At 63.5% G+C, this 18,698-nt stretch carries 20 protein-coding genes and 2 pseudogenes; 9 read left to right on the top strand and 13 right to left on the bottom strand.

What is annotated here, in order from left to right:
• Window positions 1–5 precede the first annotated feature (5 nt).
• The 4 genes from F9K20_RS02990 (at window position 6) to F9K20_RS02975 (ending at window position 3,442) form a co-directional block, all read left to right on the top strand.
• On the top strand, window positions 6–650 hold the full coding sequence (locus tag F9K20_RS02990) for a c-type cytochrome (RefSeq protein WP_290997331.1): 645 nt from the start codon (window positions 6–8) through the stop codon (window positions 648–650).
• Window positions 651–672: 22 nt separating this feature from the next.
• A complete protein-coding gene (locus F9K20_RS02985; RefSeq protein WP_290997330.1) occupies window positions 673–1,293 on the top strand; it encodes a c-type cytochrome in 621 nt (206 codons plus the stop codon).
• Window positions 1,294–1,388: 95 nt separating this feature from the next.
• Complete coding sequence (gene hemA, locus F9K20_RS02980) at window positions 1,389–2,624, top strand: 5-aminolevulinate synthase (RefSeq protein ID WP_290997329.1); 1,236 nt, start codon at window positions 1,389–1,391, stop codon at window positions 2,622–2,624.
• Window positions 2,625–2,674: 50 nt separating this feature from the next.
• Window positions 2,675–3,442 carry a c-type cytochrome gene (locus F9K20_RS02975; protein WP_290997328.1) on the top strand — a complete coding sequence of 256 codons (768 nt, stop codon included), beginning with the start codon at window positions 2,675–2,677 and terminating at the stop codon, window positions 3,440–3,442.
• Window positions 3,443–3,995: 553 nt separating this feature from the next.
• Here F9K20_RS02975 and F9K20_RS02970 read toward each other — a convergent pair.
• The 4 genes and pseudogenes from F9K20_RS02970 to F9K20_RS02955 all read right to left on the bottom strand — a co-directional run bounded on the left by F9K20_RS02970 (window position 3,996) and on the right by F9K20_RS02955 (window position 7,160).
• Entirely contained in the window at window positions 3,996–4,685 is a 690-nt protein-coding gene (locus F9K20_RS02970; protein WP_290997327.1) for an IS110 family transposase, read from the bottom strand.
• Between the two features lie 31 nt (window positions 4,686–4,716).
• Window positions 4,717–6,295 (bottom strand): annotated as a pseudogene (locus F9K20_RS02965) (IS66 family transposase).
• Window positions 6,296–6,384: 89 nt separating this feature from the next.
• Entirely contained in the window at window positions 6,385–6,732 is a 348-nt protein-coding gene (gene tnpB / locus F9K20_RS02960) for an IS66 family insertion sequence element accessory protein TnpB (protein ID WP_290997326.1), read from the bottom strand.
• Window positions 6,732–7,160: a transposase gene (locus F9K20_RS02955; RefSeq protein ID WP_290997412.1), complete on the bottom strand. Its 429-nt coding sequence runs from the start codon at window positions 7,158–7,160 to the stop codon at window positions 6,732–6,734. Before F9K20_RS02955 ends, tnpB begins: the two co-directional genes overlap by 1 nt.
• Before the next feature lie 122 nt (window positions 7,161–7,282).
• Here F9K20_RS02955 and F9K20_RS02950 point away from each other — a divergent pair, with 122 nt between their 5' ends.
• Window positions 7,283–7,744 (top strand): hypothetical protein, encoded by a 462-nt coding sequence (locus F9K20_RS02950; protein WP_290997325.1) that lies wholly within the window; start codon window positions 7,283–7,285, stop codon window positions 7,742–7,744.
• Window positions 7,745–7,874: 130 nt separating this feature from the next.
• On the opposite strand, the gene F9K20_RS02945 is transcribed toward F9K20_RS02950, so the two are convergent.
• The 9 genes and pseudogenes from F9K20_RS02945 to F9K20_RS02905 all read right to left on the bottom strand — a co-directional run bounded on the left by F9K20_RS02945 (window position 7,875) and on the right by F9K20_RS02905 (window position 12,270).
• Window positions 7,875–8,168: a DUF6455 family protein gene (locus F9K20_RS02945; RefSeq protein ID WP_290997324.1), complete on the bottom strand. Its 294-nt coding sequence runs from the start codon at window positions 8,166–8,168 to the stop codon at window positions 7,875–7,877.
• Between the two features lie 69 nt (window positions 8,169–8,237).
• Entirely contained in the window at window positions 8,238–8,681 is a 444-nt protein-coding gene (locus F9K20_RS02940; RefSeq protein WP_290997323.1) for a CBS domain-containing protein, read from the bottom strand.
• A gap of 163 nt (window positions 8,682–8,844) precedes the next feature.
• Window positions 8,845–9,117, bottom strand: a complete 273-nt coding sequence (locus F9K20_RS02935) for a type II toxin-antitoxin system RelE/ParE family toxin (RefSeq protein ID WP_290997322.1) — start codon at window positions 9,115–9,117, stop codon at window positions 8,845–8,847.
• Window positions 9,114–9,341 (bottom strand): hypothetical protein, encoded by a 228-nt coding sequence (locus F9K20_RS02930; protein ID WP_290997321.1) that lies wholly within the window; start codon window positions 9,339–9,341, stop codon window positions 9,114–9,116. Before F9K20_RS02930 ends, F9K20_RS02935 begins: the two co-directional genes overlap by 4 nt.
• A gap of 250 nt (window positions 9,342–9,591) precedes the next feature.
• Window positions 9,592–9,801: a dodecin gene (locus F9K20_RS02925; protein ID WP_290997320.1), complete on the bottom strand. Its 210-nt coding sequence runs from the start codon at window positions 9,799–9,801 to the stop codon at window positions 9,592–9,594.
• Window positions 9,802–9,889: 88 nt separating this feature from the next.
• The gene (locus tag F9K20_RS02920) at window positions 9,890–10,183 is read right to left on the bottom strand and encodes a hypothetical protein (RefSeq protein ID WP_290997319.1); all 294 of its coding nucleotides are present in this window, start codon (window positions 10,181–10,183) and stop codon (window positions 9,890–9,892) included.
• Window positions 10,184–10,244: 61 nt separating this feature from the next.
• Entirely contained in the window at window positions 10,245–11,483 is a 1,239-nt protein-coding gene (locus F9K20_RS02915; RefSeq protein WP_290997318.1) for a transposase family protein, read from the bottom strand.
• A gap of 117 nt (window positions 11,484–11,600) precedes the next feature.
• Window positions 11,601–11,831, bottom strand: a pseudogene (locus F9K20_RS02910) (ATP-binding protein); the annotation flags it as partial.
• A 178-nt stretch (window positions 11,832–12,009) separates the two neighbouring features.
• Complete coding sequence (locus F9K20_RS02905) at window positions 12,010–12,270, bottom strand: hypothetical protein (protein ID WP_290997317.1); 261 nt, start codon at window positions 12,268–12,270, stop codon at window positions 12,010–12,012.
• Window positions 12,271–13,184: 914 nt separating this feature from the next.
• Between F9K20_RS02905 and F9K20_RS02900 the strand changes: the two genes are divergently transcribed.
• From F9K20_RS02900 to F9K20_RS02885, 4 genes are read left to right on the top strand one after another with little or no spacing between them, the layout of a single operon-like run.
• Complete coding sequence (locus F9K20_RS02900) at window positions 13,185–13,580, top strand: FixH family protein (protein ID WP_290997411.1); 396 nt, start codon at window positions 13,185–13,187, stop codon at window positions 13,578–13,580.
• Window positions 13,577–15,073 carry an efflux RND transporter periplasmic adaptor subunit gene (locus F9K20_RS02895; protein ID WP_290997316.1) on the top strand — a complete coding sequence of 499 codons (1,497 nt, stop codon included), beginning with the start codon at window positions 13,577–13,579 and terminating at the stop codon, window positions 15,071–15,073. The genes F9K20_RS02900 and F9K20_RS02895 overlap by 4 nt, the downstream gene beginning before the upstream one ends.
• Window positions 15,070–18,240 (top strand): efflux RND transporter permease subunit, encoded by a 3,171-nt coding sequence (locus F9K20_RS02890; protein WP_290997315.1) that lies wholly within the window; start codon window positions 15,070–15,072, stop codon window positions 18,238–18,240. The genes F9K20_RS02895 and F9K20_RS02890 overlap by 4 nt, the downstream gene beginning before the upstream one ends.
• Window positions 18,237–18,674 carry a DUF411 domain-containing protein gene (locus F9K20_RS02885; RefSeq protein ID WP_290997314.1) on the top strand — a complete coding sequence of 146 codons (438 nt, stop codon included), beginning with the start codon at window positions 18,237–18,239 and terminating at the stop codon, window positions 18,672–18,674. Before F9K20_RS02890 ends, F9K20_RS02885 begins: the two co-directional genes overlap by 4 nt.
• The last annotated feature ends 24 nt before the right edge of the window (window positions 18,675–18,698 follow it).

Below are 18,698 nucleotides of genomic sequence, written 5' to 3'. Positions count from 1 at the left end.
AAGGCATGGCGCGGCAGCACATCGTGTTTGCGGTCCTGCTCCCTCTAGCTTTCCTGGGCCTTGTCTGCCCAGGCGTGGTTCGCGCGGACGCCGGCGCCGCCCACTACATGCGCGGGCTGAGGGCCAAGCTCGAATATTGCACCGATTGCCACGGGTCGTCGGGACGGGGTTATCGCGGATTTTATGTCATGCCGCGGCTGGCGGGACAAACGCCGGAGTACATCGAGAACCAGTTGCGGGCGTTCCTTGAAGGAACCCGGCAAAGTCATACCGGCATGATCATGTCTCGGGTGCACGGCATCGGCCCGGCGATGCGATCGGCGCTGGCCGACCGTTTCGCCGACCTCAATCCAAGGCCCTATGGCAGGGCTCCCGGCCGGCTGGCGGAGCGGGGCAAGCAAATCTACGAGGAAGGCATTCCCGATGCCAATGTCCCTGCCTGCTCCGTCTGTCACGGCCCAGAGGCCGAAGGGCAAGGCCCGAATCCGCGGCTGGCAGGCCAGCTCTATGCCTACACGATCGAGGCGCTGGCGAATTGGGATAGAGAGCGGGGCGGAGCAGCTCATTCAAAGGTGATGCAGCCCATTGCACAGAGCTTGAGCAGGTCAGAAATGGAGGCCGTGGCGGCCTATCTCAGCACTCTGAACTAGGCCCATCCGTTTTGGTCCGATCATGAAACTGATGAAGTCAACGATAGCACTCCTTTCCCTCCTGGGCTCCGCCGCGGGTGTATCGGCAGCTGAGGAGGAGACTTTGCGTTTCGGCAAGGCCCTCGCCGACAGCAACTGCGCGTGGTGCCATGGGCCCTCGGGGCAAGGTTACGCGACCGCACCCAAGCTGGCCGGGCAAAGGAGTCAGTACATCGAGAGCCAGCTTTGGAGCTTCAAAGTCCATGGTCGCGACAACCCCTTTTCCCAGCAGTATATGTGGCCCGCCGCGGTCAATCTGGACGCACGAGAGGCGCTCGCTTTGGCCGCCTATTACTCGACGCTTTGTCCCGAGCCGGCAAGCGATGGCGACAGCCGTCTCGCGCCTGCCGGAGAGGCCCTTTATCGCGGCGGAAATGTAGCCGCCAATATTCCCTCCTGTGTTGCCTGCCACGGCCCCAATGCCGAGGGGATCAGAGCCATTCCTCGCTTGGCCGGCCAATCGTACTACTACTCGCGAAGGAAGCTCGCTCAATGGGGCGAGGGCTATCACGCGGCAGCCGCGGTCCCAATGCCGGGCATCGCGAGCAAACTTTCTGACGACGAAATCGAGGCGCTCGCCTCGTATCTGAGTTTTGTCAAGTGACCCCGGTTCTGCGGAAGTGCGGTCGGGTGCATCTGAGCCTTTGCCCTGCTTGCGAAAACTATGGTTGCGATGTGGCGGGGAGCGAAGGACGCTCGATGGAGTACGCAAAGAAATTCAGGGACGCGCTGGAGGCGGTCCACCGCGAAGGCCGCTACCGCATCTTCGCCGACCTGAAGCGCCGCCGGGGCGCATTTCCTGCCGCCGAGCACTTCAAGGCTGACCAGCAGCACCACCCCATCACCGTCTGGTGCTCCAACGACTACCTCGGTATGGGCCAGCACCCTGCCGTCATCGCTGCGATGCACGAGGCGATCGACTCCGTTGGCGCCGGCTCCGGCGGCACCCGCAACATCTCCGGCACCGGCCACTATCACGTCGAGCTCGAGGCCGAGCTCGCCGACCTGCACGGCAAGGAGGCGGCGCTCCTTTTCACCTCCGCTTACGTCGCCAACGACGCCACGCTGTCGACGCTGACGCAGCTCCTCCCCGGATTGGTGATCTTCTCGGACGAGAAGAACCACGCCTCCATGATCGCCGGCATACGCCACGGCGGTGGTCCAAAGCGCATCTTCCGCCACAACGACCTTGCCGACCTCGAGGCCAAGCTCAAGGAGTATGACCGCGCGACGCCCAAGCTGATCGCGTTCGAGAGCGTCTACTCGATGGACGGCCACTTCGCACCCGTCACGCCGATCTGCGATCTCGCCGAGAAGTACGGCGCGCTCACCTATCTCGATGAGGTGCACGCCGTCGGCCTCTACGGCCCGCGCGGCGGCGGCATCGCCGAGCGTGATGGCGTGATGGACCGGGTCGACATCATCAATGGCACGCTCGCCAAAGGGTTCGGCGTGATGGGCGGCTATATCGCCGCGAGCCGCGATTGCTGCGACGCCATCCGCTCCTATGCGTCGGGCTTCATCTTCACCACTTCGCTGGCGCCTGCGCTTGCCGCCGGCGCCCTCGCCAGCATCCGCCATCTGGAGACGAGTGTCATCGAGCGGGCGCGGCTGCACGAGCGCGCACAGACCTTGAAGCGCCGGCTGTCGGAAGCCGGGCTGCCGCTCGTCGGCAACCCGAGCCACATCGTGCCGGTGACGGTCGGCGATCCGGTGCACTGCAAGGCGGTGACCGATGCTCTGCTCGACCGTTATGCCATCTACGTGCAACCGATTAACTATCCGACCGTCCCGCGGGGCACCGAGCGCATCCGGCTGACCCCGTCGCCGGTGCACACGAACGCGCAGATGGACCACCTTGTCCATGCGCTGAGTGAGCTGTGGGAAGCTTGCCCGCTGGCGAAGGGCGAGACCGTCCGGCTCGCGGCCGAGTGAGGTGAGGTTTGCGTATCAACTCCATAGGTCACTCTCGATTGGGCGCGAGGATGAGCTACACGCTTGACGTGCTCACTTCACTGGGGCCGAAGCAAGTCAGACGCTGCGCAACTCTCGAATTCCAGGTGATCCGCGAGACGGGTAGAATTGCCATCAATGTCGACCGGAGATTGGTCATGAGGGGCTTAGGGTTACAACTCGCGTTGTCTGCGGCGGTCCTGACCATGGCTTGCGCTGGCTTAGTGCGGGCGGCCGAGAATACAGGTTCTCCGCGAGGGCTTCAGGCCAAGATCCAATATTGCACCTCCTGTCATCAGCCATCGGGCGAGGGGTATCGGGGATCTTCACCGATACCGCGCCTCGCGGGACAACAGACCGAGTACTTTGAGAACCAGCTAAAGGCTTTTATCGAGCGTCGGCGCACGGACAAGTTCATGTTCAAAGTGGCCCACAGTCTCAATCCGGCGATGCTTTCGGCCTTGGCCGAGCACTTTAATGGGCTCAATCCTAAACCCCTAGGAGGTGCGCCAAAGGATCTGGTTCCAGCCGGAAAGAAGATCTTTGAAGAAGGAATTCCCGAGGCAAATGTTCCTCCCTGCGCGAGTTGTCATGGTCCGGAAGCCAAAGGTAATGGGGCATTTCCTCGTTTGGCAGGTCAGGTCTATCCTTACCTCATAAAGGTATTGTCGAATTGGGACAAAGAGCGGGGGCAGGATCCCGCACATCCAGACACCTCCGCCATCATGCAACCGATTGCTCACAGCTTGACCGCACAACAAATTTCAGCCGTCGCAACCTATCTCAGTGGTCTGGAGTAACTGCATTCTCTCTCGGTCCAGCCCTTTGTCCGACTTGGACGCATCGGTGCCCCAAGTCTTGTTTCTTGACATTGGTAGCTTTGGCGGTCCCCTCCCTTGCGGTCAGGTCACGGCCTATCGCGCGCCAAGTTGGCGCGCGACCGAGCCGCCGTGCAGAGTCGGCGTCTCGGCCCATCCGGGTTACGGTCGTTGCCGCGGGAGCCTGTGTCGAGCACAGGGTCACCTCCAACGACCGTCGCGTTGTGGCGGTCGTCCAAGCTGGCTGCGCGTAACAGGCCGCATGACCTTCACAGGGACGGAACCGGACTGACCAACACCTCGCGCAGAGATACCGCGCGAAACGCAACTTACCTCGATAGCACTCTTGCTCTGCCTGGCCCGCGCTTCTGTTCGGAGTCAGTCAGACGCTGCTCCATGATGGGGTTCGGCGAGGCTTAGGTCGTCCAAGCTGGCGGCACGTGCCGAGATTGAGATTTCTCAAGTCGCACAGGGATCAAAGCGGACTGACCTAACCCACGTCCTCGGCAAAGCGGGGTACGCTACGAGGACATTCTTACGCGGCGGCCTCGATCTCGGGCCCTCCATGTTGAAAATCCGAGCCGGTGACCCACATGCGGTGCATTGTGATCGCGAGCTTGCGCGCCACCGCGACGAGAGCCTTCTTGTTGCCCACCCGCTTGGCGAGCTTTAGTCCCCACGCTTTCAAAACAGAGCGCTTCCGGCTGATGCGCAGGTGTGAGTTGGCGGCTTCGTACAGTGCGTGTCGCAAAAACTTATCTCCGCACTTACTGATGTTGCCCGATCGATCGAGCTCGACCGATTGATAGATGCGCGGCCTCAGACCGATATGCGCTGCGACCGCCTTGGATGATTGGAACCGGCTCGGGTCGTCGATGGTCGCCTTGTAGGCTAGGCTGATGATCGGCCCGATCCCGGGTACGGTCATCAGTCGCTTGCAGACTTCGTCCTTGCGCGCCATCTGATGCAGTCGCCGGTCGAGGATCACCTTTTGCTTGCGCATGACGTTGCGTGCTTCGAGCAACGGCTCGATCGCCGCGCTCAGCTCGGGGGCGTCGGCGAGAAGCTTCTCGACTTTCGCCGCAAACGTGCTGCGATGCGGGGCGCCGAACTTGAGCCCATGCACCTTGAGCAAGCCTCGGATGGTGAGCTCAATCGACAGCATGTGGTCGACGAATTTCTTGCGCGCGATGAGCATAGTCCTCACCAGCTGCGACGTACGCATCCGGCCAAGGCCCGGGAGTATAGCGGCCTGATCAGGCGGCTTGAGCCTGATGGGCGTGCGTCGCCGTCCAAGCCCACGGCATAAGCTCGCCGATGCGGCTCACGGGGTGGGTGGCGATGCGAGCCAAGACGTCGGCGAGCCAGGCGCGCGGGTCGACGCCGTTGAGCTTGCAGGTCTCGATCAGCGTGTACATGACGGCGGCGCGACGGCCTCCGGCATCCGAGCCGCAAAAGGTCCAGTTGCGCCGGCCAACGGCGATGCCGCGCACAGCCCGCTCCGCGGCGTTGTTGCTCATGCAGATGCGGCCGTCGTCCAGGAAGCGCGTGAAGGCGTCCCAACGCTTCAGGGTGTAGTCCATGGCCTTGGCCAGTGGGTTCTTGGAGGAAAGCCTCTTGCGCGCCTCTCTCAGCCATTGCTCGAGGTCGTCGACCAAGGGTTTCGATCGCTCGCGGCGCACCGCCAGCCGCTCGTCCGGCGGTTTGCCGTTGATCTCGCGCTCGATGGCGAACAGAGCATCGATGCGCCTCACGGCTTCGATGGCGATCGGTGCCTTCTTTAGCTCGGCCAACTCGAAGAACTTACGTCGCCCGTGCGCTCAGCACGCAGCCTCGATGATCGGTCCCGGCTTGCGGCCTTCGACGTAGAGCCCGTTGAAGCCGGCGTAGGCATCGGCCTGCAGGGGGCCAGTGTAGCTGGCCAGATGCGTCTCGGGATGGGCGCCATCGCGGTTGGGCGAGTAGTGATAGAGAGCTGCCGGTGCGGCTGTGCCAGCGAATGGCTTGTCGTCCCTCACGTAAGTCCACAACCGTCCCGTCGTGCACTTGCCCCTGGCCAACACCGGGACGGTGGTGTCATCGGCGTGGACGCGACCGGCGGCGAGGGCGTGCTTCTCGATCTCATCGCGCAGAGGCATTAGCGTCGCCGCGCACGCGCCCACCCAGTCGGCAAGCGTCGAGATGTCGAGATCGACGCCCTCGTTCGCATAGATTTGCTCTGCCGGTTCAAGGGAAGGTGCGCCGCGAACTTGCCGAACAGTACATTGGCGAGCAGGTTCGGTCCCGCGCGGCCGCGTGCGATCGGATGCGAAGGCGCTGGCGTCTGGACAATCGTGTCGCAGGTCCGGCAGGCGAGGCGCTCGCGCACGTGCACGATGACCTTCCAATGCGCCGGACGCGCTCGAGCGTCTCCATCGCGTCCTCGCCGAGCTTGCGGAACTTCGTCCCCGAGCAGCAAGGGCAGACTGCCGGTGCGGGATGCACAAGCCGCTCGCGCGGAAGGTGCTCCGGCAACGGCCTGCGCACTGGCTTGCGGCTGTCGGCCTTCGCAGAAGCGGCAGGATGGGCGACCGCGGTTGCTGTCTCGTTCTCGGCCTTTCTCTCGACGAGCTCGGCGAGCTGCAGCTCGAGCTGATCGAGGAGCTTGGCGCTCCTCTCGGAGTTCGAGCCGAACGCCTCGCGCTGCATCTTGGCGATGGTCAGCTTCAGATTGGCGATCTCGGCGTCGAGGTCGATGGCGCGCGTCTCGGCGGCCTCGGCCCGGCTCTCGGAGGCAATGAGCATCGCCTTCAACGTCGCGATGTCATTGGGAAGCTGCCTGGGATCGAGTGCCATAGCCCATGATCATAGCTGCCTCGCTCATCGTCTGGGTGGACTCGCAATGATAATCCACGACGCGAGTCGCCGAGGTCACACGTGTTCAGTCACCCCGCGATCTCGGGCCGCCACGTCTGCTGCGGCGCCCGCCAATCGATCCCCTCGAGCATGTAGCCGAGCTGGGCCCGCGTCATCGGCACCGCGCCTTCCGAAGGCGTCGGCCAGATGAAGCGACCGCGCTCGAGCCGTTTCGCGAACAGGCAGGCGCCCTGCCCGTCATGCCAGATGATCTTGATGAGGTCGCCGCGGCGTCCCCGGAACACGAACAGGTGCCCGCCGTGCGGATCCTTGGCCAGCTTCTCCTGCACAAGCAGAGCCAGCGAGGCAAAACCCTTTCTCATGTCGGTGTACCCGCTCGCGATCCACACGCGCACGCCGGAGGGGACCGGAATCATCACGCCTCCAGGACGTCGATCAGGCGCTTGAGCGTCACCGCATCTACGCAAGTGCCGACACGCAGGAGCCGCCCGTTGCAAAGTTCGATCTCGATGCGCCCATCAGAGGGCGAGGACGCGCGACAGGTCCGGCCGCTTCGCTTGCTGGGATGGCCCGTGGGTTCCGAGGGCTCGATCACTCCTGGTGACGGCAGTGCCACAGGTAGGAAGGCCGGCGCGGCCTTGGCCGGCTCGCCAGGTCGAGGTCCATGGATCTTGATCCAGCGGAAAAGAAGGCTCGGGCTGATGCCATGCCGGCGGGCAATCGCCGAGACATTGACATCCGGCGCGGCAGCCTCGGCGGCAACGGCTTCCTTCTCGGACTTGCTCCACCGCCCCCGACTCTCGGCAACGATATCGTAGCGCCGCGAGGACCTATCTCCAGACATAGGCACGGAACAATCCCCAATCGTGACCAACTGTCACCAACAGGACCTATGTCTTCCTCGTCCGCAAGACGGCCTTCACCGGGGGCGTACGCTGCGACTGTGGGCTCTTCACGTGCACAGGCTTGAAATGTCCGAGCCGCACCTACGCCATTGCCGGCGCAAAGACGGTCAAGGTCCTCGCGCAAGACCAGAACGGCAACTCCCCCGGCTGGGCGAGCATCTCTTTCTCGTGCACCGCCTCAGCGACCGTTGATCTCAACGAGAACGACAACAGCGGCGGGGATACCAGCGGAGGGCTCGGCACCGTCCAACTCCTCCCCAACCTCGACCTGCGCGTCATCCCTTCGCTCGTCAGAACCGGCAACACCACCAACGTGAACTGGAGCGCCGCCAACGTGCAGAGCTGCACCGTGCAAGGACAAAACGGCGACAGCTGGAGTGGCCTTCAATCCCCGCTCGGCGGCAACCTCTCCAAACCCATCACCGGCGAGACCACCTACACGCTCTCGTGCCTCGCGCTCGACGGCACCACCCTCACCAAAACCGCCACCGTCCGCATCATCCCAACATTCCAGGAGAAATGACCTCCCTTGAAATCTGCATCCTCCCCACCTTCTCCGCGAAGCGCAAAAAGGGCGGCCTTTCGTGGCCGCTGCCCTCGCTGATGCCCTATGCCGCGGCGGCAGCTGCCCGCTGCCAATGGGCTGACGGGCATCAGTGATCGCAGATGCGAGCAGACGGGTGCTCCGCACAGGAACCGAAGAACTCAAAGTTAAGACAGAAATCTGCCGGCGTGCTGCGCGTGTCTGAGCCCTCGGGCCAATTGCAGCATTTCCCGACATGGCGACAGTAGATGCATTTGGTCCGGGCTTCTAGCCAGGCGAGGCCGCCATCGACGCGGGCAGCCTCGGTCGGGCTCACACCCGCGCGCTCCATCATGCGAGCCATCAACTCGGGGCAATCAAGATACCAAGTAAGCATCGGCTGATGATCGCTAAGCCCGCTCATTTTTGGCCCTCCTTTGGGATGGCACTCCAAACAGGATATCCGAGCTCACCCGACACCCGCGGCATGGCGTCAATGCACATAGACCTCGCCGCTGATGTAGGTCTCCAACTGGTCGATCATAAAACGCTGGTCATCGATGATGCTCTTGACCAGATCTCCGATCGAGATGACGCCCACCACGGCTTCATCCTCAACGACGGGCAGATGGCGTACGCGTGTTTCCGTCATGAGTGCCATGCAGTCCTCGACAGTATCGTCAGGCGCCACGCATGCGAGCTCTGTTGACATGATGTCTCTGACGAGGGTCTGCGGAGAACTCCTGCCCTTGAGCACAACGTTCCGCGCATAATCACGTTCGGTGAAGATGCCGACGAGCGTTGCCCTATCCATCACGAGCACTGACCCGACATTCTTCTCCGCCATTTTCTCTATGGCCGCATACACGGTTTCGCCGGGCCCGACCGAAAAGCAGCCGTGCCCCTTCACTTTCAGAAGTTGATTGATGATGGTCATCGGGCGTCTCCTCTCCAAGAGTTTCCCGATACTTGCAGCATGCACATTAGACTCGAGCTCAGTCCATGCGCCGCTGCAAAAGCTAGTGAAGCGTTTTCCTCTTTCCCCTGAGGTGCTTTGATCTAGGTCAAGCGGCTCTGCGACACATTGGACACGTGCCCGCTTACCGCTCCTGCCTCGGGTGCAGCACTCGAATGACGAAAATAGTGTCGCCTTCGACGCGATAGAAAATGCGAAACAAATAGCGCGGCACGATCACGACGCGCACGTCCCCTTCTTCAGTCGCCTTCCCCATCTCCGGCCACTTCGAGACTGCTTTGAGAACTCCCGCAATCGCCGACACTACGTCGTGGGCTGCACCAACATTCCGCTCCGACAACCAACCGAAAATGTAATCGATCTGTGTGCGCGCTCGCGCCGAATACCGCAGGGTCATAGACCGAAGCGCTTCCACATGGCCGCAACGTCTTCGTCGCTCGCGATTTCCCCGCGCTCGATTTCGGCGAGCCCTGCGCGCACCTCGGTGCGGTCTTCGTCGGTCAGGTGATATACGCCATCGTCTTGTGCGACGATCGTCTCCAGGACCTCCGCGGCGAACTCCTGCCGCTCCTCCGGCAGTTCCCGCACTTTTTTGAGGGCATCCTCCAGCACCTTGATCATATCGAAATTATATCACAACGCCCGGCCTCATCCCACCGGCTCGTCACGTGAGAACGTGACGGGAGTAAGAGTGCTGGCACGCATGGGACGACTGGGCGAAAGGTCTCGAATGAGCTGCGCGAACATCGTTGATCCGGCGGAAGCGGTTCGGCTGAGAAAAACCACCCAAACCAAATCCGCCACTGTCCGCATCCTCCCCACCTTCCAAGAGCAAGACAGCGCTAGCGCCCCCGGTGACCGGTTCACCGAGTTAGTCTTCCAGCGTGAATCCCACTCTGATTGAAACCTGCCAGTGGTTGATGGCGCCGTCCTCGATATGTCCTCGTGTTTCGATCACCTCGAACCAGCGCATCCCACGTACCGTCTTCGCGGCCTTGGCAATTGCGGCCCGAATCGCATCGTCGCTTGAGACCGCGGACGTCCCCGTGAGTTGGATGTGCTTGTACACGTGATCGGCCATAGCTTCTCTCCGATGTAAGCGGTTTCTCAGCAGCTCATCCTATCACTACACTGTCAAACGCCATCCAGAACTGCCCCCTCGTATTGCCTCACGGAGCAATGTTACCGAGGCGTGGCATCGGTGTTTGGTGCGTTCTGCCTGCTTCCGTCCCGGCCGGGACGGAAGCAGGCGCGTCGATGTTGATCACCGCCTCCGCACCGTCGATCAGCAGCTTGGCGGTCCTGGCTCGCCAGGACTTCACGAAACGCTGCAGCGTGCGCAGCTGCCGGTCGCCGAAGGCATCCGGCGTGCATCGACGAAGCCGATCTATGATGGCGACAGCCGTGAGGTGTGGCTCGGCCGCGAGCCATGCCTCGATCGTGGCGACGTACGGGTCCAGCATCGAGGCGCGCCGCGGCACGGGCTTGCGCCGGACGTAGGGCCGGCGATGTATGGCCCGCCGCTCACCCGTTTCCCACGCCTTGCCAAGCCCTTCGGCGAAGCTCGTGAACGTCGCCTCGTTGGTAGGTGACTCGATTGGCGATCCGGCGCGTCGGTCGACGCGCTTGCCCAGTTGCGCCTGGGCCTCGCGCACCTCCGCCAGCAAGGCGACCGGATCCAGACCGCGCCGCATCTCGCGCAGCTTGCGTTTGATGGCCTTGTTGATCGCCGGGTGTGCCAGAGCGCGCTCGCAGGGTGTCGCCGGCGCGTGGTAGCGCTTGATGATTTTGGCACCCTCGCGCCGCTTTCTCCCTCAGCTTGAAGGAGGGCTGGAAGAAGTTCACGTAGAGCCGCGCCGCAGCAAAGAGGCGTGCCAGCGCGCGCGTCGCCTCGATGCCCTCGAACCGGCCGTAGCCGACCAATCGGCGGACCACTGCCCCGTTCTTCTGCTCGACAAAGGCCTGGTCGTTCTTCTTATAGGCGCGCGAGCGCGTGACCGCGATGCCGTGCGCCCGGCACCAGGGCACCACGACATCGTTCATGAACGCGCTGTCGTTGTCGAAATCGAGCCCGCAGATCAGCCAGGGAAAGAGGCTCTGTGCCCGCTCGATCGCCTGCACGACCAGCGTCGCCTGGCGAACCAACAACGGCAAGCATTCGGTCCAGCCGGTGGCTACGTCGACGATCGTCAACGTCTGGATGAACGCGCCGGTGACCGACACGCCGCCGTGCGCGACGAGATCGGCCTCGCAGAAGCCCGGTGGCGGATCGCCCCAGTCGTTGAAGGTCCGAATTGGCACCTCACGACGCACCGCCGATGAGAATCCTGCGCGCCGGCGCCGGCCGCCACGGGCCGCGATGCGAACGTCGCGCAGCATCCGGTCGATCATTGCCGCGCTGGCCGTCAGCACGAGAGCTCGATCGGCCTCGCCGAGGTTCAGTCGTCCGTGGCGTTCCAGCGCCGGCAGCAGGACCGGGATCATGACCTTGAGACGCTTCCCGCACACGCGATCGGAAGCCTCCCACAGGGCGATCAGCGCGTCGCGAATGGCCTCGCTGTAGATCCGTCGCGGCGGTCGCCGCATCCTCGGCCGTGCCCTCTCCGGGTTGAGCACCCGCACGGCATGCTTGCGGTGCCACCCGGTCACGGCCGTGAGCTCGTCGAGGATCCGGCCCTTCTCCATCCGCTCCGCCATGCGATAGCGGTCCGCTACCGCGGCCACGAGTTCGCGCCGTGCGCGCATGCTGATCCGCCCCATCATGGGCGCCAGCGACCTGATTCCCCGGCGGCCCCGCACCCGTGACGGTCAGCTTATTCGGTAACAACTTTGATGAGGCAATGCGCCCCTTTGCGTCATGAAGAACTGCTCTCACTTGGGTCATGGTGTCGGTTGATGATCACCGGTGGCGGGACGAAGGGAGGCGGAGCCGACCGCAGGCCCGTCACCGGCGGGCGGCTTGATGAGGCCGCTCTTGCGCTTGGCGCGGAGCCGGTAGCTGTCGCCGCGGATCGTCAGCACGTGGCTGTGGTGCAGCAGCCGGTCGAGGATGGCGGTCGCCACGACCGGATCGGCGAACACGGTGCCCCACTCGGCAACGCTGCGGTGCGTACCTTCGGCGACGTCGCAGTGGGCTGGCCATTGAGGGCGCGCTGGTAGGCGGCGAGGAATTCCGGAGATCCGGGCGTCCCTGGCAAGGCGATGCGCGCACCCTTGCCCTTGCGGAAATAGTAGCGGCGACGGCCGTGGCGGTCGGTGAAGGCATCGACGTGCTTCAGCTTGACGATCGTCACGTGAAGTCAGCCCAGCTGTCCGTTTCGCCGGAGGTGAAGATCGGCTCAGCCTCCCCACCTTCGCGCGGCAGCGCCTTGAAGGCGAGGTCGAGCTCCTCGATGTCCCAAATGCGCCGGTCCCCGCCATGCGCGGACGCGAACTGCACGCAGCTCATTGTGCACATCGCCGCCGCGACGCACTTGCCGACATCGCAGCAGGGACAAGACTTTTTGATGGGTGATGTTGACTTAGGGGTGTGCGCCGCGTCGTCGGTCATTGCGGACTGCATCGATCCAATCGCACTGGCGCCAGGGATGGGCGCAAGTACGAGCCCAATGCTAACAAGGGCGGCAAGGATCGATCTGAGGATCCGCATGCGCATCAACCGCTCATCCCTGTGAGCCACTTTGTTTAATGTTGGCACTCTTGGGTTTGGATGCAATGAACGCATCTCGCACTGCAACGAGCTAGTAGAACTCGAGAGTCATGCCCGTTCTCACGGATCTGGCGCGGCGAGGATCACGCAGCCGTCGATGAGGTCAGCTGTCGGCGGAACTCCAGTCACACTCCACGCGCCGTGAACGGCAACCTAGAGCAGACGGTGTTCGCTTGCCCCACGAAAAGCGTAAGCACCTCACCACAGGTTACGGTTAATTCACCGGTCAGCAACGCCATTGGACGTATCATTTGCGTGGATGCGGAAGGTATGGCAGTCTTTTCCCGTGAGCAGACGTTTATTCCATCGCTGTTTTGCGGTCCTGGGCATGCTTGCCATGCTCGGGGCGCTTATTGCTATGCCGATGACGGCGTCTGTCGCCCTGGCGATGGCCACTTCGACGTCTGCGGCAGCGGCATCCGAGCAGATGCCCTGCCATAAGCCCGCGAACCCGTGCCCTGATTGCCCGCAGAAGGTGTGCCCGGATATGGGCACTTGCCTGGTTACCTGCTTCCAGCCTCTGTCGTCGCCCGTAGCAGATGCGCCCCCACAGAGCAGGGTGGCAAGCTCGCGACTGCTGCCCGCGGCGCCACAGGTTGCGGCCGACTCTCTCATCCCCCCGCTTCTCCGACCTCCTAGCGTCTGAAACCCCTCGCCCGCAGGCGATGAGCGCCGTCGCGGCACGTGCTGCGGCTGCGCGCGCGTTGGCCGTGCTGGCTGGCGCGAAGGTTCAGGACAAGCAGGAGAGAAATACGATGCGACGCAATTCTATGCGCGCGGGGGCCATCGGCACCGCGCTCCTCGCGGCCATGGCGACAACGTCCTTGGCTGACAGCAAGGATTACGAGTTCCAGCTCATCGACCAGGCGGTAAAGCAGGGCGACGCGGTCATCGCGGTGAAGCTCGTGCACAAGCCATCGGGTCGTCCGATCCCCGACGCGGTGATCTTCGCCAAACGGATCGACATGGGGCCGGACGGCATGGCGATGATGGATTCGCCTCTTGAGCCGGTCGCCGCGACCGAGCCGGGCGTCTATCGCTTCAAGACGAAACTCACCATGGCCGGCAGGTGGGCGCTGTCGCTCGCCGCCAAAGTTCAGGGAGAGGCCGGGACGGTTGAGAACAAGCTCATCGTCACGGCCACCCAATGAACGGCGCCTTGAAGGGCGTGGCAACCGCCGCAGTCATTGCGGCTGCGGCGGGAGCCGGGCTTTGGTCTGGTCAGACTGGTCTCATCAGGCTGCCACCAAACTCCGCAGCGGTGATGAGCGCATCGGCCTCCAAAGCCACGGGTCCGGTCATCTATTACCGTGATCCCGATGGCAAACCGTTCTACTCGCTAACACCCAAGAGCACCGAAGCCGGAAAACCGTATCTCGCCGTGCATGCGAGCGAAGACGTGCGCTTAGACGAGCCGAGCAAAGCTGCCGCAGCGCCACCAGCCAATTCCGGCCAGGGCGAGAAGAAGATCCTCTACTACCGCAATCCCATGGGCCTGCCCGACATCTCCCCGGTGCCGAAGAAGGACTCCATGGGGATGGACTACATCCCCGTCTACGAAGGCGAGGACGACGCGGGCAGCGTCAGCATCTCGCCGGAGAAGATCCAGCGCAGCGGCGTGCGCAGCGAGGAGGTGAAAAAGCGCACCTTGGGCCATACCGTGCGCGCACCCGGCATCGTCAAGCTGGATGAGCGGCGCATCTCGGTCATCGCCCTGCGCTTCGACGGCTATCTCGAGAAGGTCGCGGACGTCACGACCGGAACGCATGTCAAGGCGGGCGAGCCGCTGATGACGATCTATGCGCCCGAGCTGCTCTCCATCGGCGCCCGGCTGGTCGTCGAGGAAGAGACGGGCTGGGGACCCATCGCCTCTGGCAGGCGGACAGCGGCAGAAAGTGCGCGCACGCGCGCACCCGTCATCGGGGCGCGGCGGCGCCTGGAGAACATGAAGATCCCGAAGGACGTCATCGATGGTATCGCACGCACGCGCAATGTTCCCGATACCATCGTCTGGCGCGCGCCGAACGACGGGATCGTTCTCGATCGCACCGCCGTCGAGGGCATGCGCGCGCAGGCCGGCGAAGTGCTGTTCCGCATTGCCGACCATTCGTACGTGTGGGTGATGGCCGACGTGCCGGAGGCCGAGCTTGGCGCCCTCAAGGTCGGTCAGCCGGTAACGGTGCGTGCCCGCGCCTACCCGGACCGGGAGTTCCGCGGCAAGGTCGCCGTCGTGTATCCGCATCTCAACAAGGAGACGCGTACCGCCCCCGTCCGCATCGAGCTGCCCAATCCCGATCTGGCGCTGCTACCCGACATGTATGCGGACGTCGAGATCACGGCCGGCGCCGATCGCGAGGTCGTGGCGGTGCCGAACAGTGCCGTTATCGACAGCGGAACGCGCCAGGTGGTCATTCTCGACAAAGGCGACGGCCGCTTCGAGCCGCGCGAGGTCAAGCTCGGGCAGCACGGAGACGGGTTCCGCGAGGTGACCGAGGGGGTCAAGGCCGGCGACAAGGTGGTCACCGCGGCAAACTTCCTCATCGACGCGGAAAGCAATCTGCGGGCCGCCCTCAAGGGGTTCGCTCCCGGCGAGCCTGGCGCGAAAGATCAGGAGATGAAATCCGGTGCGGAGGCTGGCCAATGATTGCCTGGATCATCCGCTGGTCGGCGAACAACCTCATGTTGGTCCTGCTCGGCGCCGTGTTTGCCACCGGCGCCGGCATCTACGCCATCAGGAACGTGCCGCTTGATGCCATTCCCGACCTCTCGGACACGCAGGTCATCATCTATACGGAGGCGCCGGGCCAGGCCCCACAGGTGGTCGAGGACCAGATCACCTATCCGCTGACCACGGCCATGCTCTCGGTGCCGAAGTCGCGCGTGGTGCGCGGGTTCTCGTTCTTCGGCGTCAGCTTCGTCTACGTCATCTTCGAGGAAGGCACGGACATCTACTGGGCGCGCTCGCGCGTGCTCGAATATCTGAGCTTCGCCGCACGCAACTTGCCGCGCAACGTCACCCCGACCATCGGCCCCGACGCCACGGGCGTCGGCTGGGTCTACCAGTATGCGGTCATGGCCGCAGAGCGGAACCTGGCCGACCTGCGCACCATTCAGGACTGGCAGGTGCGCTATGCGCTGGCGAAGGCAGAAGGGGTAGCTGAGGTCGCGAGCGTCGGCGGGTTCGTGCGCCAGTATAGCGTTGTGGTCGATCCCGGCCGGCTCAAGACCTTCAACATCTCGCTCGCCAAGATCAAGGACGCGATTCGTGATTCGAACATGGACGTCGGCGGGCGCGTCGTCGAGCTCGCCGAGACCGAGTTCATGGTGCGCGGGCGCGGCTACATCAGGAATATCAAGGATCTCGAGCAGATCGTTCTGAAGAGTGAGAACGGCACACCGGTCTATCTCCGCGACGTGGCGCGCGTGGAATTGGCCCCAGACGAGCGCCGCGGCATCACCGAGCTCAACGGTGAGGGAGAGGTAGTCTCCGGCATTGCCGTGCAGCGCTATGGGCAAAATGCGCTCGCGGTCATCGACGACATCAAAACGCGATTGGAGGAGATCAAATCGAGCTTACCGGACGGCACGGAAATCATTCCCGTCTACGACCGCTCGGAGCTGATCAAGCGGGCGATCGAAACCCTCAAACGCACGCTCACCGAGGAAAGCCTCATCGTGGCGCTCGTGTGCGTCGTGTTCCTGTTGCATGCGCGCAGCGCCTTCGTCGCCATTCTGACGCTGCCGCTGGGCGTGCTCATCGCCTACGTGTGCATGTATCTGTTGGGGATCAGCTCCAACATCATGAGCCTCGGCGGCATCGCCATTGCCATCGGCGCCATGGTGGACGCGGCCATCGTGATGATCGAGAACGCTCACAAGCATCTCGAGCGCGCGCCACCCGATAAGCCGCGCATGGAGATCCTGATCGAGGCCGCGACCCAGGTCGGGCCGGCGCTGTTCTTCTCGCTCCTCATCATCACGGTGTCGTTCCTGCCCATCTTCACGCTCGAGGCGCAGGAAGGGCGCCTGTTCAAGCCGCTTGCCTTCACCAAGACCTTCGCCATGGGAGCGGCGGCTTTCCTGTCCGTGACCGTCGTCCCGGCGCTGATGGTGATCTTCGTGCGCGGCAAAATCCTTCCCGAGCAGAAGAACCCTATCAACCGCTTCCTGATCTGGGTCTACCGCCCGGTGATCGACGCCGTGCTCAAAGCCAAGACGCTGACCATCGCGCTGGCGATGGTGGTGCTCGCCATCAGCATCTGGCCGGCGGCCAAGCTCGGGTCGGAGTTCATGCCCAACCTCAACGAAGGCACGCTGCTCTATATGCCGGTGTCGCTCCCCGGCCTTTCCATCACCAAGGCAGCCGAGCTGCTGCAGACCCAGGACCGGATTATCAAGTCCTTCCCAGAGGTCCAGTCCGTGTACGGCAAGGCGGGGCGCGCGGCGACTGCCACCGACCCGGCGCCGACCGAGATGTTCGAGACCGTCATCAATCTCAAACCCGCAAGCGAATGGCGCCCCGGCATGACGACCGACAAGCTCATCGGCGAGATGGACAAGTCGCTGCAGTTCCCGGGCGTCTCCAATGCTTGGACGATGCCCATCAAGGCGCGCATCGACATGCTTGCGACAGGCATCCGCACGCCCATCGGCGTCAAGGTGTTCGGCCAGAATCTGAAGGAGATCGAGCGTAGCGCCCGCGAGATCGAGGTGGCCCTGCGCAACGTACCGGGTACCGCCAGCGCCTACGCCGAGCGCGTCATCGGCGGCTATTATCTCGAGATCGAGCCCAAGCGCGATCAGCTCGGCCGCTACGGTCTGATGGTGGGCGACGTGCAGGACGTCGTCGCCACCGCGCTCGGCGCCGAGACGGTGACCACGACCGTCGAAGGGCGCGAGCGCTATGCGGTCAACGTGCGCTATCCGCGCGAGCTGCGCTCCGATCCGAACGCGATCGCGCGGGATGTTCTCGTCACCCTTCCCGGTGGCGGCACGGTGCCGCTGGGGGAGGTCGCCACGGTGAAGCGCACGCAAGGGCCCGCCTCCATCCGCACCGAGGACGCGCAGCTCGTCGCCTACATCTTCGTCGACGTGCGCGATCGTGACCTCGGCAGCTACGTCGCCGACGCGCAGCGCGCGGTCACCGCGCAGGTGAAGCTGCCCGACGGCTACTACGTCACCTGGAGCGGCCAGTTCGAATACTACGAGCGCGCCAAGGAGCGGTTGAAGGTCGTCGTCCCGGTGACGCTGTTGATCATTGTGTTGCTGCTCTACCTGAACTTCCGCCGCTGGACCGAGACGCTGATCGTCATGCTGTCGCTGCCCTTTGCGCTCGTCGGCGGCTTCTGGCTCATGTGGTGGCTCGGCTTCAACCTTTCGGTCGCCGTCGCGGTGGGCTTCATCGCCCTCGCCGGCGTCGCCGCGGAGACGGGCGTCGTCATGCTCATCTACCTCGATCAGGCGCTGAACGAGGCCCGAGAGCGCGCGCAGCGGGAAGGGCGCCCCTTGTCGCGCACCGATCTGCACGCGGCGATCATGGAAGGCGCGGTGGAGCGCGTGCGCCCCAAGATGATGACCGTCGTCGCCATCATTGCCGGACTGCTGCCCATCCTGTGGAGCACCGGCACCGGCTCGGAGGTGATGCAGCGCATCGCGGTGCCGATGATCGGCGGCATGGTCTCCTCGACCCTGCTGACGCTCATCGTCATTCCCGCCATCTACGGCCTCATCAAAGGCTGGCGCCTGCCGCGCGTTGGCCGTGAAGGGGAAGCCCAATGCAATGAAAGCTCCAGAGAGGAGGTCGAAGCATGATCCGCATGGTTACGGCGAGCCTGGTGCTCGCGCTCGCAACGCTGTCCGCCATGGCCGAGGAAAGAGTCGCGGCCACGTTGTACAAGATCCCAAACTGCTCATGCTGCAAAAAATACGCCGACTACCTGCGCACCAATGGCTTTGACGTAACCGTCATCGAGGCGCCGGACATGACGCCGATCAAACAGAAGTACGGCGTTGGCAAGAATCTCGAAGGCTGCCACACGGCGGTGATCGGCGGCTACGTAGTGGAAGGGCACGTGCCTGTGGGCTCGATCAATCGGTTGCTTAGTGAGAAGCCGGCCATCAAGGGCATTACGCTGCCGGGAATGCCGCCCGGTTCGCCCGGCATGTCCGGCAGCAAGACGGGCTCATTCGAGATCCTCTCGATAACGGGCCAGGACGCCGCGCCAGCGGTCTTCGCCACCGAGTAAGCGTCCCCTATTCACCGGAGACAG

It is taken from the genome of Hyphomicrobium sp., from assembly GCF_009026145.1.
Lineage (GTDB): Bacteria > Pseudomonadota > Alphaproteobacteria > Rhizobiales > Hyphomicrobiaceae > Hyphomicrobium_A.
Note: the sequence above shows the minus strand (reverse complement) of the source record. Positions and strands in the feature narration are given on the sequence as shown.

What these genes read in the sequence shown, in the direction of transcription:
- F9K20_RS02955 (WP_290997412.1), bottom strand. Translation starts at nt 7,160, where the DNA reads ATGTCTGGAGATAGGTCCTCGCGGCGCTACGATATCGTTGCCGAGAGT.
- F9K20_RS02990 (WP_290997331.1), top strand. Translation starts at nt 6, where the DNA reads ATGGCGCGGCAGCACATCGTGTTTGCGGTCCTGCTCCCTCTAGCTTTC.
- F9K20_RS02895 (WP_290997316.1), top strand. Translation starts at nt 13,577, where the DNA reads ATGAACGGCGCCTTGAAGGGCGTGGCAACCGCCGCAGTCATTGCGGCT.
- F9K20_RS02940 (WP_290997323.1), bottom strand. Translation starts at nt 8,681, where the DNA reads ATGACCATCATCAATCAACTTCTGAAAGTGAAGGGGCACGGCTGCTTT.
- F9K20_RS02985 (WP_290997330.1), top strand. Translation starts at nt 673, where the DNA reads ATGAAACTGATGAAGTCAACGATAGCACTCCTTTCCCTCCTGGGCTCC.
- F9K20_RS02930 (WP_290997321.1), bottom strand. Translation starts at nt 9,341, where the DNA reads ATGATCAAGGTGCTGGAGGATGCCCTCAAAAAAGTGCGGGAACTGCCG.
- F9K20_RS02970 (WP_290997327.1), bottom strand. Translation starts at nt 4,685, where the DNA reads ATGCGTACGTCGCAGCTGGTGAGGACTATGCTCATCGCGCGCAAGAAA.
- F9K20_RS02915 (WP_290997318.1), bottom strand. Translation starts at nt 11,483, where the DNA reads ATGATGGGGCGGATCAGCATGCGCGCACGGCGCGAACTCGTGGCCGCG.
- F9K20_RS02885 (WP_290997314.1), top strand. Translation starts at nt 18,237, where the DNA reads ATGATCCGCATGGTTACGGCGAGCCTGGTGCTCGCGCTCGCAACGCTG.
- F9K20_RS02905 (WP_290997317.1), bottom strand. Translation starts at nt 12,270, where the DNA reads ATGACCGACGACGCGGCGCACACCCCTAAGTCAACATCACCCATCAAA.
- tnpB (WP_290997326.1), bottom strand. Translation starts at nt 6,732, where the DNA reads ATGATTCCGGTCCCCTCCGGCGTGCGCGTGTGGATCGCGAGCGGGTAC.
- F9K20_RS02975 (WP_290997328.1), top strand. Translation starts at nt 2,675, where the DNA reads ATGAGCTACACGCTTGACGTGCTCACTTCACTGGGGCCGAAGCAAGTC.
- F9K20_RS02935 (WP_290997322.1), bottom strand. Translation starts at nt 9,117, where the DNA reads ATGACCCTGCGGTATTCGGCGCGAGCGCGCACACAGATCGATTACATT.
- F9K20_RS02890 (WP_290997315.1), top strand. Translation starts at nt 15,070, where the DNA reads ATGATTGCCTGGATCATCCGCTGGTCGGCGAACAACCTCATGTTGGTC.
- hemA (WP_290997329.1), top strand. Translation starts at nt 1,389, where the DNA reads ATGGAGTACGCAAAGAAATTCAGGGACGCGCTGGAGGCGGTCCACCGC.
- F9K20_RS02945 (WP_290997324.1), bottom strand. Translation starts at nt 8,168, where the DNA reads ATGAGCGGGCTTAGCGATCATCAGCCGATGCTTACTTGGTATCTTGAT.
- F9K20_RS02920 (WP_290997319.1), bottom strand. Translation starts at nt 10,183, where the DNA reads ATGCTGGACCCGTACGTCGCCACGATCGAGGCATGGCTCGCGGCCGAG.
- F9K20_RS02925 (WP_290997320.1), bottom strand. Translation starts at nt 9,801, where the DNA reads ATGGCCGATCACGTGTACAAGCACATCCAACTCACGGGGACGTCCGCG.
- F9K20_RS02900 (WP_290997411.1), top strand. Translation starts at nt 13,185, where the DNA reads ATGCGACGCAATTCTATGCGCGCGGGGGCCATCGGCACCGCGCTCCTC.